Origin of the sequence: Marivirga sp., from assembly GCF_051117495.1 — a bacterium.
Classification (GTDB): Bacteria; Bacteroidota; Bacteroidia; order Cytophagales; family Cyclobacteriaceae; genus Marivirga.
Genome location: NZ_JBNPEF010000026.1, coordinates 37,990 through 54,844, shown reverse-complemented (window position 1 = coordinate 54,844; position 16,855 = coordinate 37,990). Strand labels below are relative to the sequence as shown.

15 protein-coding genes are annotated in these 16,855 nt (G+C 35.2%); 9 read left to right on the top strand and 6 right to left on the bottom strand.

All coding sequences use genetic code 11. The features are described 5' to 3' along the window. Positions 1-27: 27 nt before the first annotated feature. Both ACFE0M_RS13650 and ACFE0M_RS13645 read left to right on the top strand, forming a co-directional pair. Positions 28-678, top strand: a complete 651-nt coding sequence (locus tag ACFE0M_RS13650; protein ID WP_434546332.1) for a plasmid pRiA4b ORF-3 family protein — start codon at positions 28-30, stop codon at positions 676-678. Between the two features lie 30 nt (positions 679-708). Then, positions 709-1,662 carry an alpha/beta hydrolase family esterase gene (locus ACFE0M_RS13645; protein WP_434546331.1) on the top strand — a complete coding sequence of 318 codons (954 nt, stop codon included), beginning with the start codon at positions 709-711 and terminating at the stop codon, positions 1,660-1,662. Positions 1,663-1,676: 14 nt separating this feature from the next. Here ACFE0M_RS13645 and ACFE0M_RS13640 read toward each other — a convergent pair whose 3' ends face one another. Beyond that, positions 1,677-2,573: a LysR substrate-binding domain-containing protein gene (locus ACFE0M_RS13640; protein ID WP_434546330.1), complete on the bottom strand. Its 897-nt coding sequence runs from the start codon at positions 2,571-2,573 to the stop codon at positions 1,677-1,679. Between the two features lie 106 nt (positions 2,574-2,679). On the opposite strand from ACFE0M_RS13640, the gene ACFE0M_RS13635 reads away from it, so the two are divergent. The 6 genes from ACFE0M_RS13635 to ACFE0M_RS13610 all read left to right on the top strand — a co-directional run bounded on the left by ACFE0M_RS13635 (position 2,680) and on the right by ACFE0M_RS13610 (position 9,824). Beyond that, complete coding sequence (locus ACFE0M_RS13635; protein WP_434546329.1) at positions 2,680-2,967, top strand: hypothetical protein; 288 nt, start codon at positions 2,680-2,682, stop codon at positions 2,965-2,967. Positions 2,968-2,979: 12 nt separating this feature from the next. Then, positions 2,980-4,581: a proton-conducting transporter transmembrane domain-containing protein gene (locus ACFE0M_RS13630; RefSeq protein ID WP_434546328.1), complete on the top strand. Its 1,602-nt coding sequence runs from the start codon at positions 2,980-2,982 to the stop codon at positions 4,579-4,581. Between the two features lie 210 nt (positions 4,582-4,791). Beyond that, on the top strand, positions 4,792-7,323 hold the full coding sequence (locus ACFE0M_RS13625) for a YbcC family protein (RefSeq protein ID WP_434546327.1): 2,532 nt from the start codon (positions 4,792-4,794) through the stop codon (positions 7,321-7,323). A 181-nt stretch (positions 7,324-7,504) separates the two neighbouring features. After that, positions 7,505-7,978: a DinB family protein gene (locus ACFE0M_RS13620; RefSeq protein ID WP_434546326.1), complete on the top strand. Its 474-nt coding sequence runs from the start codon at positions 7,505-7,507 to the stop codon at positions 7,976-7,978. A 143-nt stretch (positions 7,979-8,121) separates the two neighbouring features. Then, complete coding sequence (locus tag ACFE0M_RS13615) at positions 8,122-9,519, top strand: methyltransferase domain-containing protein (RefSeq protein WP_434546325.1); 1,398 nt, start codon at positions 8,122-8,124, stop codon at positions 9,517-9,519. Positions 9,520-9,659: 140 nt separating this feature from the next. Further along, positions 9,660-9,824 carry a GDCCVxC domain-containing (seleno)protein gene (locus ACFE0M_RS13610; protein ID WP_434546414.1) on the top strand — a complete coding sequence of 55 codons (165 nt, stop codon included), beginning with the start codon at positions 9,660-9,662 and terminating at the stop codon, positions 9,822-9,824. A 64-nt stretch (positions 9,825-9,888) separates the two neighbouring features. On the opposite strand, the gene ACFE0M_RS13605 is transcribed toward ACFE0M_RS13610, so the two are convergent. The 5 genes from ACFE0M_RS13605 to ACFE0M_RS13585 all read right to left on the bottom strand — a co-directional run bounded on the left by ACFE0M_RS13605 (position 9,889) and on the right by ACFE0M_RS13585 (position 16,128). Beyond that, a complete protein-coding gene (locus ACFE0M_RS13605) occupies positions 9,889-11,391 on the bottom strand; it encodes an MFS transporter (protein ID WP_434546324.1) in 1,503 nt (500 codons plus the stop codon). A 123-nt stretch (positions 11,392-11,514) separates the two neighbouring features. Beyond that, positions 11,515-12,207: a DUF2490 domain-containing protein gene (locus ACFE0M_RS13600; protein ID WP_434546323.1), complete on the bottom strand. Its 693-nt coding sequence runs from the start codon at positions 12,205-12,207 to the stop codon at positions 11,515-11,517. A 285-nt stretch (positions 12,208-12,492) separates the two neighbouring features. Further along, on the bottom strand, positions 12,493-13,152 hold the full coding sequence (locus ACFE0M_RS13595; protein WP_434546322.1) for a Crp/Fnr family transcriptional regulator: 660 nt from the start codon (positions 13,150-13,152) through the stop codon (positions 12,493-12,495). 678 nt (positions 13,153-13,830) lie between these two features. Continuing rightward, the gene (locus ACFE0M_RS13590; RefSeq protein WP_434546321.1) at positions 13,831-15,357 is read right to left on the bottom strand and encodes a SulP family inorganic anion transporter; all 1,527 of its coding nucleotides are present in this window, start codon (positions 15,355-15,357) and stop codon (positions 13,831-13,833) included. A gap of 408 nt (positions 15,358-15,765) precedes the next feature. Beyond that, a complete protein-coding gene (locus ACFE0M_RS13585) occupies positions 15,766-16,128 on the bottom strand; it encodes a DoxX family protein (protein ID WP_434546320.1) in 363 nt (120 codons plus the stop codon). A 212-nt stretch (positions 16,129-16,340) separates the two neighbouring features. On the opposite strand from ACFE0M_RS13585, the gene ACFE0M_RS13580 reads away from it, so the two are divergent. Further along, entirely contained in the window at positions 16,341-16,742 is a 402-nt protein-coding gene (locus ACFE0M_RS13580; RefSeq protein ID WP_434546319.1) for a hypothetical protein, read from the top strand. The last annotated feature ends 113 nt before the right edge of the window (positions 16,743-16,855 follow it).

Sequence of the window (16,855 nt, the reverse complement as noted above, 5' to 3'; positions counted from 1 at the left end):
AACTTTATTAAATAAAATGTTTGCGCAATGAAAATAGTCCCCATGTATCCTGATCCATATAAGCTCAAAATCCATTTGGAGCACACGGATATTTATAGAATAGTTTTAGTGCCGTCAGACATTAATATGCTTCAGCTACATTTGGTTTGTCAGCAGGCGATGGGCTGGATGATGGCGCACTTGTTTCAATTTTCAGATAAGAAAATGAATGAGTCCATTCGAGCTGGACTACCAATGCCTGAGGATGATTTTGGTTTTAATAGTGTAAAGGAAGAAAAAGCAGATAGGGTGAGGTTAACGGATTTTCGAAATATTACTAATGGTAAAGCTTTCTGGTATTGGTATGATTTCGGAGATGATTGGTGGCATAAAATAAGCTTTCAAAAGCCAACTAAAAAAGACTTAGAATTATTCATTGGCGAACCGATTTGCGTGAAAGGGGAAAAGGCTTGTCCTCCTGAGGATATTGGGGGAGTGGGAGGTTATTTTCATTTTTTGGAAATTATGGAGGATAAAAACCATCCTGAGAGGGATGATTTTATGGAGTGGTTCGGAATTGAGGAAGGGGATGAATTTGACGAAGATTTTATTAATTTGGATGAAACCAATGAATTTCTTTCGGATATTTATCAATCTGAATTCTGGAATCAGACTGCAGATGAGTTTATGGGGGAATAACTAAATAACATTTTTAATGCTCTTATAAAGATGAAAAATAGCCTTTTGATTTATCTAGTTTCTATCCTAATCCTTTTTTCATGTCAGTTAAATCAAGAATCAGAAACGACTAAATGGGGGTCAGGTACTTACCGTTTATCTTTATCCCATGATGGATTGGATAGAGAATATATACTTTATATTCCCCAAAATTTTGATGAAGAAAAAAACTATTCGCTCCTTACAATATTTCACGGTGGAGGGGGACAAGCAGAAGAAGTAGTAGAAAGCAATAATTGGTTGTTATTTGCAGATGAAAAGAATTTTATAGCTGTTTTTCCTGATGGTAGCAGAGCAGATATGGAAAGTCCGGCTAGTTTTGCCAATAATCCACAAACTTGGAATGATGGTTCTGAAAGAAGCAATATAGGAGCCGTAGAAAGAAATGTGGATGATGTTGGTTTTATCAATAAAATGATCGCCAAATTAGAGGATACCATCCCAAATTTATCTGAGGATATTTTTGCAATCGGTTTTTCAAATGGTGCCAGTATGACTTTCCGAATGGCTAGGGAAAATCCTGAACTGTTTGAGGCAGTTGCTCCTGTAGCAGGTACTGATTGGATGCCGGATTTTGTTCCAGTCTCAACTCCGCCCAGATTACTCTATATCACAGGTACAGAAGATCCACTCAATCCTTTTGAAGGAGGAGATATATTTTTAGGCAACTCTTACGCTGGCACTAAGCCGGATGTAGAGGAGATGATGTTAAACTGGACTGATTTATTCAATTGCGAAGATCAATTTACAACAGAAACTGAAGATGATATAAGGACTTATCAATTTGATTGTTTCACCAATAATCAATTACGAATGTTGGCTTTGATTGAGCATGGACATCATTGGCCCGGTGCAGGATCCACTTTGCCTGCATTTTTGGTAGGGGAAAACACCACATCCCTGAATGCCAATGAAGTGATTTGGGAGTTTTTTGATATTCGTTAACCTAATTGATTTCATTATTTATATTCCTGATACCATTGAAATTTCTCCTCTAGAATCTCTTGTTTCTTAAGTCTGATAAAGTCTAGATAGGCTTTAGCTACAGGAGACATTCTTTTTCCTTTTAGCCATATTAATCTCCATTTAGTGGTTACAGGTAAATCCTCAGCAGGTAAAATATATAATTGCTTTTCCAATAATTCGTTTTTGATTCCAATTAGTGGCATAATAGAATTTCCTAATCCCGCAATCACAGCTTGTTTCACAGCCTCATTGGAAGTGAGCTCTAGTCTTTTTCTTACCTTAGAATTATGAGTACCATAATAATGCTCCATGGCACTTCTTGTGGCAGAGCCTTCTTCTCTATAGATTAATGGCATATTTTCATCTGGCTGTGGTTCACTGCTGATTAAGTATAATTTATTGTCAATGAGAAGTTCTTCTTCAACATCTAATAAATCAGGAACTACGCTTACAAGGGCAAAATCTATTTCATTGTTTTTTAAGCTTTGGACTACCTTAGTTTTATTGGTTACATCCAAAACCAAGTCAATACCAGCGTTATTCGATAAAAATTCTTCAAGAAAAAATGGTATTACATATTTGCCGGTTGATGCAGAGGAGATTTTCAGTTTTCCTGTTAGCATACCCCTATAGGCTTCGGTTTTGTAGTTGATATTATTCAATTCTTCAATAACCCTTTCCGCTATAATGGCAATTTCTTTTCCGAAATCTGTGATATGCAACTTCTTGCCAATAATCTCATAGAGAGATATATCAAACTGATCTTGAAAGTTTTTTAGCTGGATAGAAACAGCAGGTTGAGTCATAAAAAGTTCCTCTGATGCTTTGGTGATACTTTCCTTCTGGACCACTTTGAGAAATATCTGCAATTGGTGTATAGTATAGTTCATAATAATTTTTTATGATTGATATAAAACATATAAATAAAAATATATGAATAATGTTTGCCAAATTTGTATAAATAATTTCAAAAATCATTAAACAATTTTAAAAATTATGGAAAAAGTATTAGTGAACAAGCAAACAGAAGACTTAGTGAGAGGGGAATACTCTGCAGTGGAAGCAAAAGAAATTGTTTCAAATTTAATTAGCCAAAAAATCAACTTTCATAATTTAAGGGATTTCAGTTCTCTCGAAAGATATGGAAAGCGTGATGAAAACTCATTGAAACGAATAGAGGAGTTAAAAGAAAGCAGGAAATCAATGCTCGAAATTATTGATATGGCCAAAGAGGAGGGCAAAACAGTGAAAATCAATTCAAATATTACGATTGAATTAATCTAAAAACTGTCTAAAATGAATTTAGAATTTATTATCAACTCAGTTTTAATATCGCCACTGTTATTTATATTAATAGCCATTTTATCATGGTTTATACCTGGGTTAAGGCCTAAGAAATTGATATTAATCAGCAAAATTAGCATCTATCTAAGCATGTTGATTGCGCTTTTTTCTTGTGTGATTGTATATCAGTTCGGTATTTGGGAAAGTAAAAGTATAGCCTATAATGGCTTAGGTTTATCCATCCGATTAGATGCCTTAAGCGTTCTAATTTTCACCATGATTAATCTCATCAGCTTCATAGTGATGAGATTTAGTTTTAATTATATGGATGGTGATAATAGACAAGGAGTTTTTATTGGTAGGTTGGCTGCCACTATTGCCTCTGTACAATTATTGGTGCTGGCAGGAAATTTAGGATTGATTTGGGTAGCATGGATTCTGACCAGTATATCTTTACAAAGAATGTTGGTTTTTTATTCAGAAAGGCGCAGGTCAAAATTGGCGGCACGGAAAAAATTCATCTCGGCTCGCCTTGGCGATTTATTTTTATTAGTGGCCATAACGCTTATCTACAATCATTTTGGGACTGGCAATTTGCAGGAAATAATAGTGGGTTTGAAAACGCTCTCATCAAGTTTACCATCTACGGTTGAAATAGCGATGGTCTTAATAGCTTGTGCGGCTATTTTAAAATCCGCTTTATTTCCCACTCATGCATGGTTAGTTGAAGTGATGGAAACCCCCACACCAGTTTCTGCTATGTTGCATGCAGGTTTATTAAATGCAGGGCCATTTCTGATTGCCCGAATGTCATTTTTGATGACCGAGATGACTTATGCTCCAATCGTTTTAATAATTTTTGGTGGATTCACGGCTGTCTTTGGATCTATTGCTTATATGACCCAATCTTCTGTAAAAACAGCCTTGGGTTATTCAAGTATATCGCACATGGGATTCAGTCTGTTATTATGTGGATTTGGAGTTTATGCAGCTGCCATGCTTCATCTTGTGGCGCATTCCTTCTATAAAGCCCATGCATTTCTTTCTTCCGGTAGTATGATAGATGTTAAAAAAGCTTCTAAAATCATCTTGCCAGAAAGAAAACCAAATCTATTGGTGCTTCTCGCAAGTATCATTCTAGCTTTTGTTATTTTTGGTAGCTTGGCTTTCTTATGGGGAGTTAATCCGATTGAAGAATTATCATTATTGGTCATCAGTTGTATCATTGTGATGGGACTATCGATGTTAATAGGCACCGTTTTGAGTACTCAAAACGCCAAACAGTTAATCCCAAAAGTAGTCTTGACATCCGCTTTGGTCGCTGTGGCATTTTTCAGTTTGGAAACCCTTATGGCTAGTGTTTTGAAATCACAAATTCCGGCCATTAGTCAACCTTCTACTGTTGTGACAATATTGCTCTTCTTTTGGCTGGCAATTTTTGTAGGCTTAGTGCTTATCCAAATGTTTTCACCATTCTTGAAAGGAAAAGCTTTTTGGAGAAAATGGTCTATTCATTTTAGAAATGGGCTTTATGCCAATGTAATCTATGATAGATTGGTAGGTGCGCTTTATATAAAAGATGCTCAAAATAAAGAGAAGTTAATTAATGGTTGATTTAAGTTTTTTCCTTATTGTAGAAAAGAACTCATTCAAGTTTTTAGTTAATGATTGGTGTGCCACCAACCATGGGACCAGCTTTCCGTGGTCGGTGGCACACCGACCTCAAGAAAGTTACTCCGCCTTTAAAGTTTTAAATAATAGAATAAAATAAAAGTAGTAGTCTTCCACATTTAAATAAGACTTTGTGTAATTAAAAAATATCAAATGCTAAATAATATCAAGGAATCAGATTTCAATTTAGATTACGATACAATTACAAATGCACTGGGTACTGCATCCCAAAAAATTGCTCCATTATGGCCATTGGAAAGTTTTGTAGCCGTAAATCCGTATTTAGGGTTAAGTGGTCATTCTTTCGAATCAACTGCAAGAAGTTTATCAGCTTTGGCGGGTATTCAAACTACCATGACAGCAGATTATTATTTGGATGCAATCAAGGAAAACAAATTACAGCTTGAGGATCTTAAAACAGTGCTTTATAAAAGAGGTATTCAAAAAAATGTACAATCTTTTATAAAAGAATTGAGAGATAAGGATTTTAAAAACCTTCATAATCCTAAGGTAAAAACTGTGGCTGAGGTAGCTCAAAAAGTGACTACAGCCAATTGGCCTGATTTTATGGTAGATAGTATTTCTTCTTGGGCGGCATCTTATTTTGATTCAACACAAACCCAATGGAAGGAAAGCAAAAACAAGTTAGGCTTGTTTGCTGCTTGGAAAATTGAAGCGGAAACCAATAGGTCACCTTCATTAATGGGATTGCAAAGATTTCATAAGTTAATGAAAACTTTACCGAATAATCATATTGAAGCTATTAAAATAGCTTTGGATGGATTAGGGATTCAGGAGCATGCACTCCCTGTTTATTTGCACAGCCTTTTATTAAGATTAGGCGGTTGGTCCTCTTATCTTGCCCATTTTGATTGGGATGATAAAAGATATAGCAGAGAAGGGGCAAAATTAATCGAGTTTTTGAGTGTGCTAATCTGTTGGGAATATGGAATTTATAATTCCTTGAAAAACCCAATTTTGGACAGTGAGTGGAAAAAGGCAAAAACCGAAATGAAAGAATTTGGGGATTCGCAATCCTCAAATCAAGCAATGTTAGATTTAATTATCTTGCAGGAAGCCTACGACTTAACTGCTCAAAGAAGTTTAATCCAAAAATTTAAACGTAAAACTGATGCAAATCAGGATATTAAAAGGCCAAAAGTCCAAGCAGTTTTCTGTATTGATGTGAGATCTGAAGTTTACCGCAGGAATTTGGAGTCGGTGGCTCCTGAAATTGATACCTTAGGTTTTGCAGGATTTTTCGGTTTCCCCATAAACTTCAGAAAACTAGGACATGATGAAGGCTTTGACCAATGCCCAGCATTGATTCCTTCTGGCTATACCGTGATAGAAAAAGTAGAGGATAAAAAGCAAAATGATAAAGTAGTCATCAGAAGAAAGCTTAATAGAGCATTTAAGTTTGCTTGGAAATCCTTCAAATCAAGTGCTATCAGCAGTTTTGGATTTGTGAGTCCTCTGGGACTTTCATTATTGCCAAAATTATTTACTGATTCATTTGGTTGGACCAGACCCGTTCCCCATCCGCATAAAAACGGATTGAGTAAAATGGATATTGAAAACCTTTCAGTGCATCTCGATAAGGAAGAAAGTGATGATATGAAAATAGGAATTCCTTTGGCTGATAGGGTAAATATGGCAAAAGGCGCTTTACAAGCTATGTCCTTAACGGATAATTTTGCTAGGGTTGTGATGATCGTAGGCCATGGTTCAAGTTCCGTTAATAATCCTCATGCTTCAGGATTGGATTGTGGTGCATGTGCGGGTCAGTCAGGTGAAGCCAATGCAAAAGTTGCGGCAATTATTCTAAATGATAATGAAGTTAGAAGACAGTTGGCAGAAGAAAAAATTTACATTCCTGATACCACTTATTTTCTAGCTTGCTTGCATGATACCACTTTAGATGAGGTTTCGCTTTTCAATACAAAATGGGTTCCTGATTCTCATCAACAGGATTTGGAATATATTAAGCAGAGCATTCAGGAAGCAGGGAAAGCCGCTAGAGCAGAAAGGGTGCTAAGAATGAGTATGGCGGGTGAAAATAATGTGGATGCTTTTATAAAATCAAGAAGTAATGACTGGTCACAAGTGAGGCCGGAATGGGGTTTGGCAGGATGTTCTTCCTTTGTGGTGGCACCAAGACATATCACAAGAGGATTGAACTTGGAAGGCCGTGCATTTTTACATTCCTACAATTGGAAAGATGACAAGGGATTTAATGTATTGGAAGCTATTATGACTGCACCAATGATAGTGACTAGCTGGATTAACCTCCAATATTATGCTTCCACAGTGGATAATAAGCATTTTGGATCAGGCAATAAAACACTTCATAATGTGACTTCTGGAATTGGCGTATTGGAAGGATATGCTGGAGATTTGCGTAGTGGATTACCAATGCAATCCATTCACGATGGGGTGAACTATCAACATGAACCATTAAGATTAAATGTGGTAATAAATGCACCAAAAGAAGCCGTGACCAAAATTTTGGAAAAGCATGATTCTGTTAGACAGCTTGTTGATAACCAATGGATTTTCTTGATGGCCATGAATGATTTTGGTGAAATTTCTGATATCTATGATAGCGATTTAATGTGGAGGAAATTGAATGCATCAGAGACTATTCATAAGCAAAGTAAAAATATGGTTGAAGAGTTTGTATAAAATCAATTAATATTATTTACGAATTTTTAGGTTGTAATTTAGGGCTTCATTATTGATTTAATGAGGCTCTTTTTTATACCTTCATTTTTAATTATTCTTTTAATAGCAATATTGATTTGTCATGAAATATCTAATGAAAAGAATTTGCGTCCTACTAACTCTTTCCTTTTTATTCACCCTAATGGAAGGAAAAGCACAAAATTATTTTCAAGAAGAATATCCCGATGTTTGGGAACGAACTACTGCCTATTCCCGAACTATTGCGGAATCCATGCCAGCGCAGCTGTATGATTATAAGCTCTATCCAGATGGCATGAGTTTTAAAGAGCAGCAACTACATATAGTAGGAAATATCAGTTTTCTCTGCCATCAAATTACTGGTGAGTATAAAAGTTTTTATTCAAAAGATGAGATTGAGGAGCTCAGTAAAAAACAAGTTTTACAAATTTCAGGTGCTGCATTTAGCTATATGGCAAATTTAATCAAAAACATAGCACCTTCAGAACTTTCTGAAAAAGTGATGTTTAAGGGTACGGAAATGTCTAAAAAGAATATATTATTTCTGATTCGAAGCCATGCAATTCATCATTTGGGGCAATCCGTTATTTATTTACGCATGAATGATATTGAAGTACCAGAGTATGTGGGGTGGTGAAATGGAATAAATGTTTATTCTTACTTTCTAATCCTTATTCAATAAAAGAGAGGCCATCAATCTTTTTAAACAGTTGGTTTACCCTCTTTCCAAGAAAAACGATTAATTAACTTAAGACCTATTAAAATACAATTAAGAGCAATATGACATTTGATAAAATAGCTTTAGAATATGATAAATGGTTCGATCTTCATAGTAATACTTTCCAAAGCGAACTGGTAGCATTACAAAAATTTATCACTAGAAAGGAAAAAGGTGCAGAAATTGGTGTGGGAACAGGTCGTTTTGCAGCAGCACTCGGAATTTGGGATGGAATTGAGCCTTCAGAAAATATGGCTAAGTTAGCTAAAGAAAGAGGTATTCGTGTGAAATCAGGTTCAGCTGAGGAGCTTTCTTACGACAGTGGAGAGTTTGATTTTCTTCTCATGGTTACCGTTGATTGTTTTTTAGATGATGTAGAGAAAGCATATAGGGAAGCTTTAAGGGTTCTGAAACCTGGAGGAAATTTAATAATTGGTTTGCTTGACCGAGAAGGACATATAGTCAAGAAATACCTTAGTGAAAAATCAGAAGATAGTATTTACCGACAAGCCCGATTTCACACTGTGGAGGAAACTCTGAAAATGCTCACAAAATCTGGATTCAATAATTTTGAGATTTGCCAAACGCTAATGGAGGCTGAGCCTTCAGAGGTGGAGCAGCCACAATGCGGATATGGGTCAGGAGGATTTGTGGTAATAAAGGCTCAAAAGCAGGCAGTAACCCCTTCTCTGTTCGCATCTAAAGACTATCAGGCATCATCAGTATTTAAACCAGAAAACCTTTTGCGCGAATCGAGAAGACAAAATGAAATTGCTCAATGCGATATTCCTGATATTTGTGTCCTTGATCCTGATGGTGATGTGGTTAATTATCTTTTGAAACAGGGTAGGGCAGAAGTAAGCAAATGTTGGGCTTGTTACCATTCTCAATTATATAGTTTCAATTTGAAAGGAGTAAAAGTTGGAATAATCCCTTATGTTGTGGGTGCTTCCTATGCGGTTCTAGTGAGCGAGCAACTTTTTGTATCAGGATGTAAACTCCTAATTAGCATCACCTCAGCTGGCATAATTACAGAACCTGATAGTAACTTGAGGTTTGCCTTGATTACCGAAAGTCTCCGAGATGAAGGGACAAGCTATCATTATTTGCCCAAGGAAATACCTTCTAAAATTTCTGAGGAGTTGTTGAAATCCTTAACACTGAAAAAAAATAAGTTATGGTTTAAGGCTAAAAGTTGGACAACAGATGCTCCTTATCGCGAAACAGCTGCAGCAATTACAAATGTGAAATCTCAGAAGGTGACCTGTGTTGAAATGGAAGCTTCCGCTCTTTATGCCTTTGCTGAGGCGAAGCAAAAAGATGTAATTTGCTTTGCTCATTTAACCAATACTATGGCTCAAAAAGAGGGTGATTTTGAAAAAGGAGAACACTTTGGTAGCATTGAAACCCTGGAGGTTATAGAGGAAGTGATAAAAATAAGAAGGGAAAATGGTTTATAAAAGGTGGCTTAATCCTTAATGGATTTTTGTATTCCTATGGCATTCGAAATAGCAAGTGCAGTGTCTTATTCCTTGGAATTATATTTAAGAATTTGCGTAATTAATGATTTTTTAAAATGGAAGTACTTTTATAATCAACGATAAAATTCCATTATTGTGGGTACGAAAAAGCAGGAGAAATGCCAACGAACGCTTGTCAATTCTTTTATGAGTGTGAAAATTGTAAAGCTGTTTTGAAGCCGCAAGCGGGCGATTGCTGTGTATACTGTATTTACGGAACAGTGGATTGCCCTCCAGTTAAATAAAATAAAAAATGTTGTTAATCAAAAAGTGTCTGGCGGTTAAGAATCGCCAGACACTTTTTTTATCTTAATTCAGCCACTGATTCGTGCCACCACATAACCAAATAGCACTCAAACCAGCTTCTTTTAATTTTTTAGCTCCTTCAGCTGAGCGCCCACCGCCTTTTCCGCAAACAGTTACATAATAAATGCTTTTATCCAGCGCTGATATTTTTTCACTCAGCTCATCTAAAGGGATATTGATTGCTTCAGGAATATGGACAGTTTCATATTCATCCTGATTCCTCACATCTATAATTTGAATAGCTTCTTTCTTATTTAATGCTTCTTTCAATTCTTCTGGCTCGAGACAATCTTTTGTTTGCTTGATATTAGCCGGCATACGGAATTTGATAATTAGAGAAGACATAATAGTAAGCCCTGCAATTGTTAAAATCGCATATTCAACTCCAAATAAATCAGCCGTGATCCCCGAAATGATGGCACCAAATGCATACCCTAGATCTCTCCATAGCCGGAAGGTTCCCACACTTTCAGCTCTTTGCTGCGGACTGGTTGCCTGTGCAATGGTGGATAAAAAAGTAGGGTAAACTAAGGCAGTTCCCAAACCTAAAATGGCAGATAATCCCGCTAAAACGGCAAAACTGCTGCTGTAAGGAATAAATAGTATGGCAATACCTTGCAAAAACATTCCCCAGAATAACATTCCTTTTTTGGAATAATGATCGGACATTTTACCCGTAAATAACTGGCCAATTCCCCAAACGGTAGGATAAATAGCAGTGATGATCCCAATGTTTTCATTATCATAATTTAATGAAAAAAGCACTATCGGTAAAAGCCCCCAAATCATCCCATCATTCAGGTTATTGATTAAACCTGCCTGCGTGACAGAACTTAAGGTTTTGTTTTTGAAAGTGGTCTCCCAAAAGATATTTTTCAAATGGACCGTTGTGTCAGTGCCACTTTCTTTGTTTACATGACCTCTTGTATCCTTCACCCAAAGAAAAGTCAATATGAAACCAACAATCGAAAGGAAAATTCCGATGTAAAAAGGATAGGGTGTGATACCATAACTATTGGCCACATAACCTGTGATGAAAGCCACTATACCTACAGCAAAATATCCGGCAAATTCATTTAATCCCATGGCAAAACCACGGTCTTTTTCGCCCACAAGATCAATTTTCATGACTACCGTGCTACTCCAGGTCAGTCCCTGACTGAGTCCTAATAAAATATTAGCGATTATGACGAATGTCCAACTTGGGGCATAAATCAGCATGAAAGGCACAGGTATAGCAATTAACCATCCAAAGAGGAGGAGGTTTCTTCTGCCAAATTTATTGGCTAATTTACCTGTGTAATAATTAGCTATTGCCTTACTGATTCCGAAAGCAGTAATAAAAGCTAAAATGGCGGTTTTAGAAGCTACTCCAAATTCCACTTCAGCAAATTGTGGGAATATACTTCTTTCCATCCCCACCATACCGCCAACAAAACCGTTGACGATAACCAACAAGGTAAACTGCTTCCAGTTTTCTTTAAGTCCTAATTTTATATTATCCATATTTATTTCATTTATAGAGTAACAAAGGTCGCTAGCTAATTAAAAATATCATTTAACAAATGTTAAATAATGATTCAAATTTTATTTTTTAAATGTTAATGAATGAATGACCCAAAGGGTTAATCAATGATTCATAGTGTAATTTACAGTATTACTAGGTACCAGTCGTTGATGGTACCCTGTTAGTATTGTTATCTCAGGTTTTGTATAACCCAATAAAAGGTAGGAACGAATCTGGTCTAAACCATTTGAAATGGATTTGCCAGTATTGTATAGTGTTTCATTTACAAGGTCGAGATGCCAGTAGCTGGATGCTGAGGTTTCATTTATAGTAAATCTAAAATCTTGCATTATTCTATACCTATTATTATATGTGCTTTCTCCTTTAAGCAATTCTCCTGATTCTGTAAGTGAATTTCGAAATCTGGCATCATATCTTAAGCGAATTATATAGCGTAATTTAGGATTAAATTGAAAGCTCTTTATCATTTGAGCCCAATACCTGTTCTCTTTTCGTTTTAATTGATTTGTAAGTGGTGTGCTGGCAGAAACAAAAGCATAACCTGCTGTAAACTTTGTGCCTTTTGCGGTTTGATAGGTTATACCTGGACGGACAATTGAAAAACCATGATACACATAATGATAATCATTCCATATCTTCCAATTTTCATTAATCGAAATACTATTTATATAAGCCAGCCAGAATTCCCCACTGTGATTCTGAGCCTTTGAATTTTTAGAGAGAAAATTTAAGCTCAAAATGAATAAAATTAGATAGATTTTATAATACTTATTTTGTTTTATGTTAATTTCCATGATTAGATCTTTTACTTATGCAAAAGACGTAATTTTGCACTTGCAATCAATTAACAAATGTTAAATAGTGAATTCATTATAATCACCTGCTTTTTTTAACATCATAGTATCATTAGTAAACAAATTTTTTTTCAGCCTTAGCTGTATTATTATGCTCGATTTTTAATAGTATTACTATTATTCACTACAATACTTTTAAAGATTATATTAAATCCAGTATGGACGTCCATAAGGTAACTGTTGTTTAAAAGCAGAAATCCCAGCCCCTTAGGGGTGGTCTTATTTTTAAATAGTTGCCCTAATTCTACTTAAACTCACCTGAGTAATACCTAAATAAAAAGCTAAATATTTAAGTGGGATTTTTTGCACAAAATCAGTTTTATCTAACAATTCGGAATAGCGCTCAGTAGCATTTTTGAATTGCAGACTTTCCAATCTTTTAATAGTATTGACGTACTCCTTTTCAAAAATCAAACGAAATAGCCTTTCCAAATCGTGATGTTGGTCATAGAGTGAAAACAACTTTGCGGAATCAATGGCTATAATTTCTGTGGCCTCTAAAGCTTCAATACTTTTTTGGGTTGGCTTGCCTGTAAATAGACTTTCTGCCCTTACGATCACATCACTAGGAAAAGCAAAATGCTCTGTAATATCATTCCCGTCTTTATAATAAAATATGCGAGTAATGCCTTCTTTCACAAAATAAATGGTCTTACAGCTATTACCAGCTTGCTGGATGATCTCATTCTTTTTATAGCTCACTTCTTTTGTTATGTCTTTAAGCGCCAACTTAGCTTTTTCACTTAAGGGGTTTATCTGATCAAAATATTGAAGAATGTCCATTTTCTCAGTTAAGTTAAAATTACTAGTACGATAGATGTCTGTGTAAGGATAATTTGTAAATCCTTCTGTAGTGAAATTATGAAAAAATATATAAATAGGCACCGAAGGCAGTTTTAGGCTTATCTCAATGTTTGCATTAGGGATTCTAGAACTGATAATATACTTCCTTACCTATAGTTATTTCAGTAGATTAGAGCTTTTCAAAAAAAAGTTACTTTATCCAAATTAAGGGCTATAGGCTGTACTTCGGCAATAGAAATAGATGGAGGTGCACATAATACTATTATCAAAAATAGCCGTAAAAGAAGTAGGAATTTAATTAGCACAGCCAGCTTCATTTTCGAACAACAATATGCAGACAAATCAATTGAAGACGCTCTCGTTAAAATAGACAAAATTGAAGAACGCTCAGGCTTAGATTTCTTTTGGCTATTCGAGGAGGGCAAGGAAGAAGTAATTGAATCTATATTCAATCGAGAATGGGCACTTGCCAAATTTCAATAATTATTTTCTCTTCCTAATCAGATAAAAAAAATATTTTTCAGAATCAACACCCCATAAATCAAAAGAAAAGTAAATAAAAAAGGAAGCTTTAAAAGCTTCCTTTCCCTTAAACCAATAATCTAAATAGATTACATCTAACTGCACATTACAAAAACTAAAACACTAATCTGAATTTACAATCACAAACAAATAACTATTCCAATAAATCAATTTTCAAGAGCTTTAGTTAAGCTAAAAGTGATATAATTACTCAGAAGATCAAAAACCTTTGCTTTTTTACTGATCCACCACAACTTTATAAGTGGGATCTTCCAAAACATTAACATCAATAATTTTATCTGCATCAGCCAATAGCCTTCTGCAGTCAGGACTCAAATGTTTAAGATGAACCTTTTTGCCAGCTTTTTTATAACGTTCCGTAATTTTATTCAAAGCTTCTATGGCAGACATATCCACCACCCTGCTTTCATAAAAGTCAATGATGACTTCTTCAGGATCATTTAACACATCAAATTTATCATTAAAAGCACCCACAGACCCAAAAAAGAGCGGTCCATATATTTCATAATGTTTTATACCTTCGGCATCTACTGATTTTCTAGCCCTAATTCTTTTAGCATTATCCCAGGCAAAAACTAATGCAGAAATAATAACCCCAACCAGAACAGCCAGCGCAAGATTGTGTAAAATAACCGTAACCAGTGTCACCAAAACCATCACCAATATATCCGACTTTGGCATTTTATTAATCGTTTTTACACTAGCCCACTCAAATGTTCCTACAGCTACCATAATCATTAAGCCCGTTAGTGCAGCCATCGGCACCTGTTCAATTAGGCTCGAACCAAACATGATAAAAATAAGCAAACTGACAGAGGCTACGATACCCGATAAACGAGCTCTGGCTCCCGAAGACACGTTAATCAAACTTTGCCCCAACATAGCACATCCCCCCATTCCTGAAAAGAATCCAGAAGCAATATTGGCAATCCCTTGCGCTGCAGCTTCTTTGTTACCCCTTCCTCTGGTCTCTGTAATTTCATCTACAATATTTAAAGTTAATAGACTTTCAATTAACCCAACACCTGCAACAATCGCTGAGTAGGGTAAAATCAACATAAAAGTATCCCAGGTAAAAGGAATATTAGGAATATGAAAGGGAGGAAAACCACCTTTTATAGAGGCTATATCTCCCACCGTTCTGGTATCTATATTAAAGAAATAAACAATTCCGAAAACCACTAATATAGCGGCAAGTGAAGCAGGTATAGCTTTAGTAATTTTCGGCAATCCCCAAATAATAAAAATGGTTAAAAGCACTAGTCCTAGTATGATATACAAGGGCATACCAGTCAGCCAATTACCACTAGCATCTTTAAATTGTGTTAGCTGAGAAGTGAATATAATAATAGCCAATCCATTAACGAAGCCAAATATTACAGGGTGTGGTACGAGACGCATAAGCTTACCTAATTTTAATAGCCCCGCTAAAAACTGAATGGTTCCTGCCAAGATCACAGCTGCAAATACATATTCTACCCCATGCATTTTGGCCAAAACAACAATTACAACAGCAATTGCACCAGTGGCTCCTGAAATCATACCAGGTCTGCCACCCAAAATAGAAGTGACCAAACCCATCATAAAGGCTGCATATAAGCCCGTCAAAGGAGATAAACCAGCTATTAAGGCAAAAGCCACTGCTTCCGGTACTAAAGCCAAAGCTACTGTAAGACCTGAAAGGACTTCAGTTTTGTAATTAACTTCTTGTTTGAAGTCAAATAACTTAAAATATTGTTTCATAAGAATTATTAGATATAAAAAGGATTATGACCGAAAATTTCGGTTTAATTTTATTGAATACTATGATGGAAAATAAAAGTGTTTAAAGTATATAGGAATAGCTGCTAGCTAGTCTGGATGACCAACTTATTTAAGGCGGAGTAATGCCAAATCGTAAGTAAATAAAATTTCCCATATCAATTTTTGAAGATGCAAAAGTAGAGAAGCTTTTTTGTATTCCAAATGATAAAAGTTTTTTTTGATTAACAATCCAAATATTTACAATTTGAATTCAAATTCTTAGATTACTTTAATTAGAAGAGCTGTTAAACTTAAATACTGTAAGATGAATTTTTACTAATGAAGTAATACCAGCATTTAAAAATAGGAAAAACAACCGCCCAAACTAATACTTGGGCGGTTATTAAATTATTTTTTATAAATCTTTCGGTCATAAATAAAAGAGACAGCCAATAATAACAATGCAAACAAAGGCATGAAAAATTGACCATCGCCTGCATTTAGGTGAGCTCCTGTAGCCAAAACAAAATCAATTAAAAATCCAGCATAAGCCAAATCCTTTAATATTTTTGAAGGCTTGAAAACGATAGCCAATACTCCTAATATTTTAGCAATCGCCATAGGATAAATCAAATACTCAGGAAAGCCAAGCGCATCAAAATTCTGAACCATCATATCGTAATTAACGATATAAAATACAATAGAAGTAAACAACATAAAGGCACTCAATAAGCCTGTAGCACTCCAATAAATTATTTTCTCTTTTTTCATAATATTATAAAAATATGTTTAGACATTAAATGTCATAGTATTTAATATCTTTTCAAATGTTTAGCGTTGGATATATGTTGAATTGTCTTATATCTTACATATTCAAAAAATAATCATGATTTACAAATTAGCATTTGTAGTTGAAGATTGGTTTTTAGGATTTACCATACTTAAAGTTGCTTTCGGTATTTCTACTCTTTAAGTTTGTATTAATGAAAAAGCAATCCGCCATATCATTATTGCTCATTATAGGGATTTCCTTAATTCCATGGCAATTGATGTGTACGACTCATCCTTCTGGTCACGACCATGAAAAACACGATGGACTTTCCATTTGCGAATTGCACAAAATAGTCGCTCAGCAAGATGGGGAGCATCTTTTACCTCCAATGGATTGCGAACATTTGGATGCCTCAACTGATGATTTTCAAATTTCTTCTCATGAGAAAATCACATTAGAAGTAAAGGATTTAGTTTTCCTAGCGGTTTTATTTCATTTGAATCAAAATGAAATAGAATTAAATAAAGTCTTTGATCCTCCTAATCCGGATTATATTTCCGAAACACTTATTACCGATTGTCCACTGAGGGCACCTCCCATTTTCATTTCCTAAATTTCAGAATGCCACTTTTCCTCTCAAGAGGGACGGATTTTTACTTCTGTAAAAACAGATTGAGGTTTTATGACCCAATCTGAAAGGCATTCCTGTTTTCTATTCAATAATTA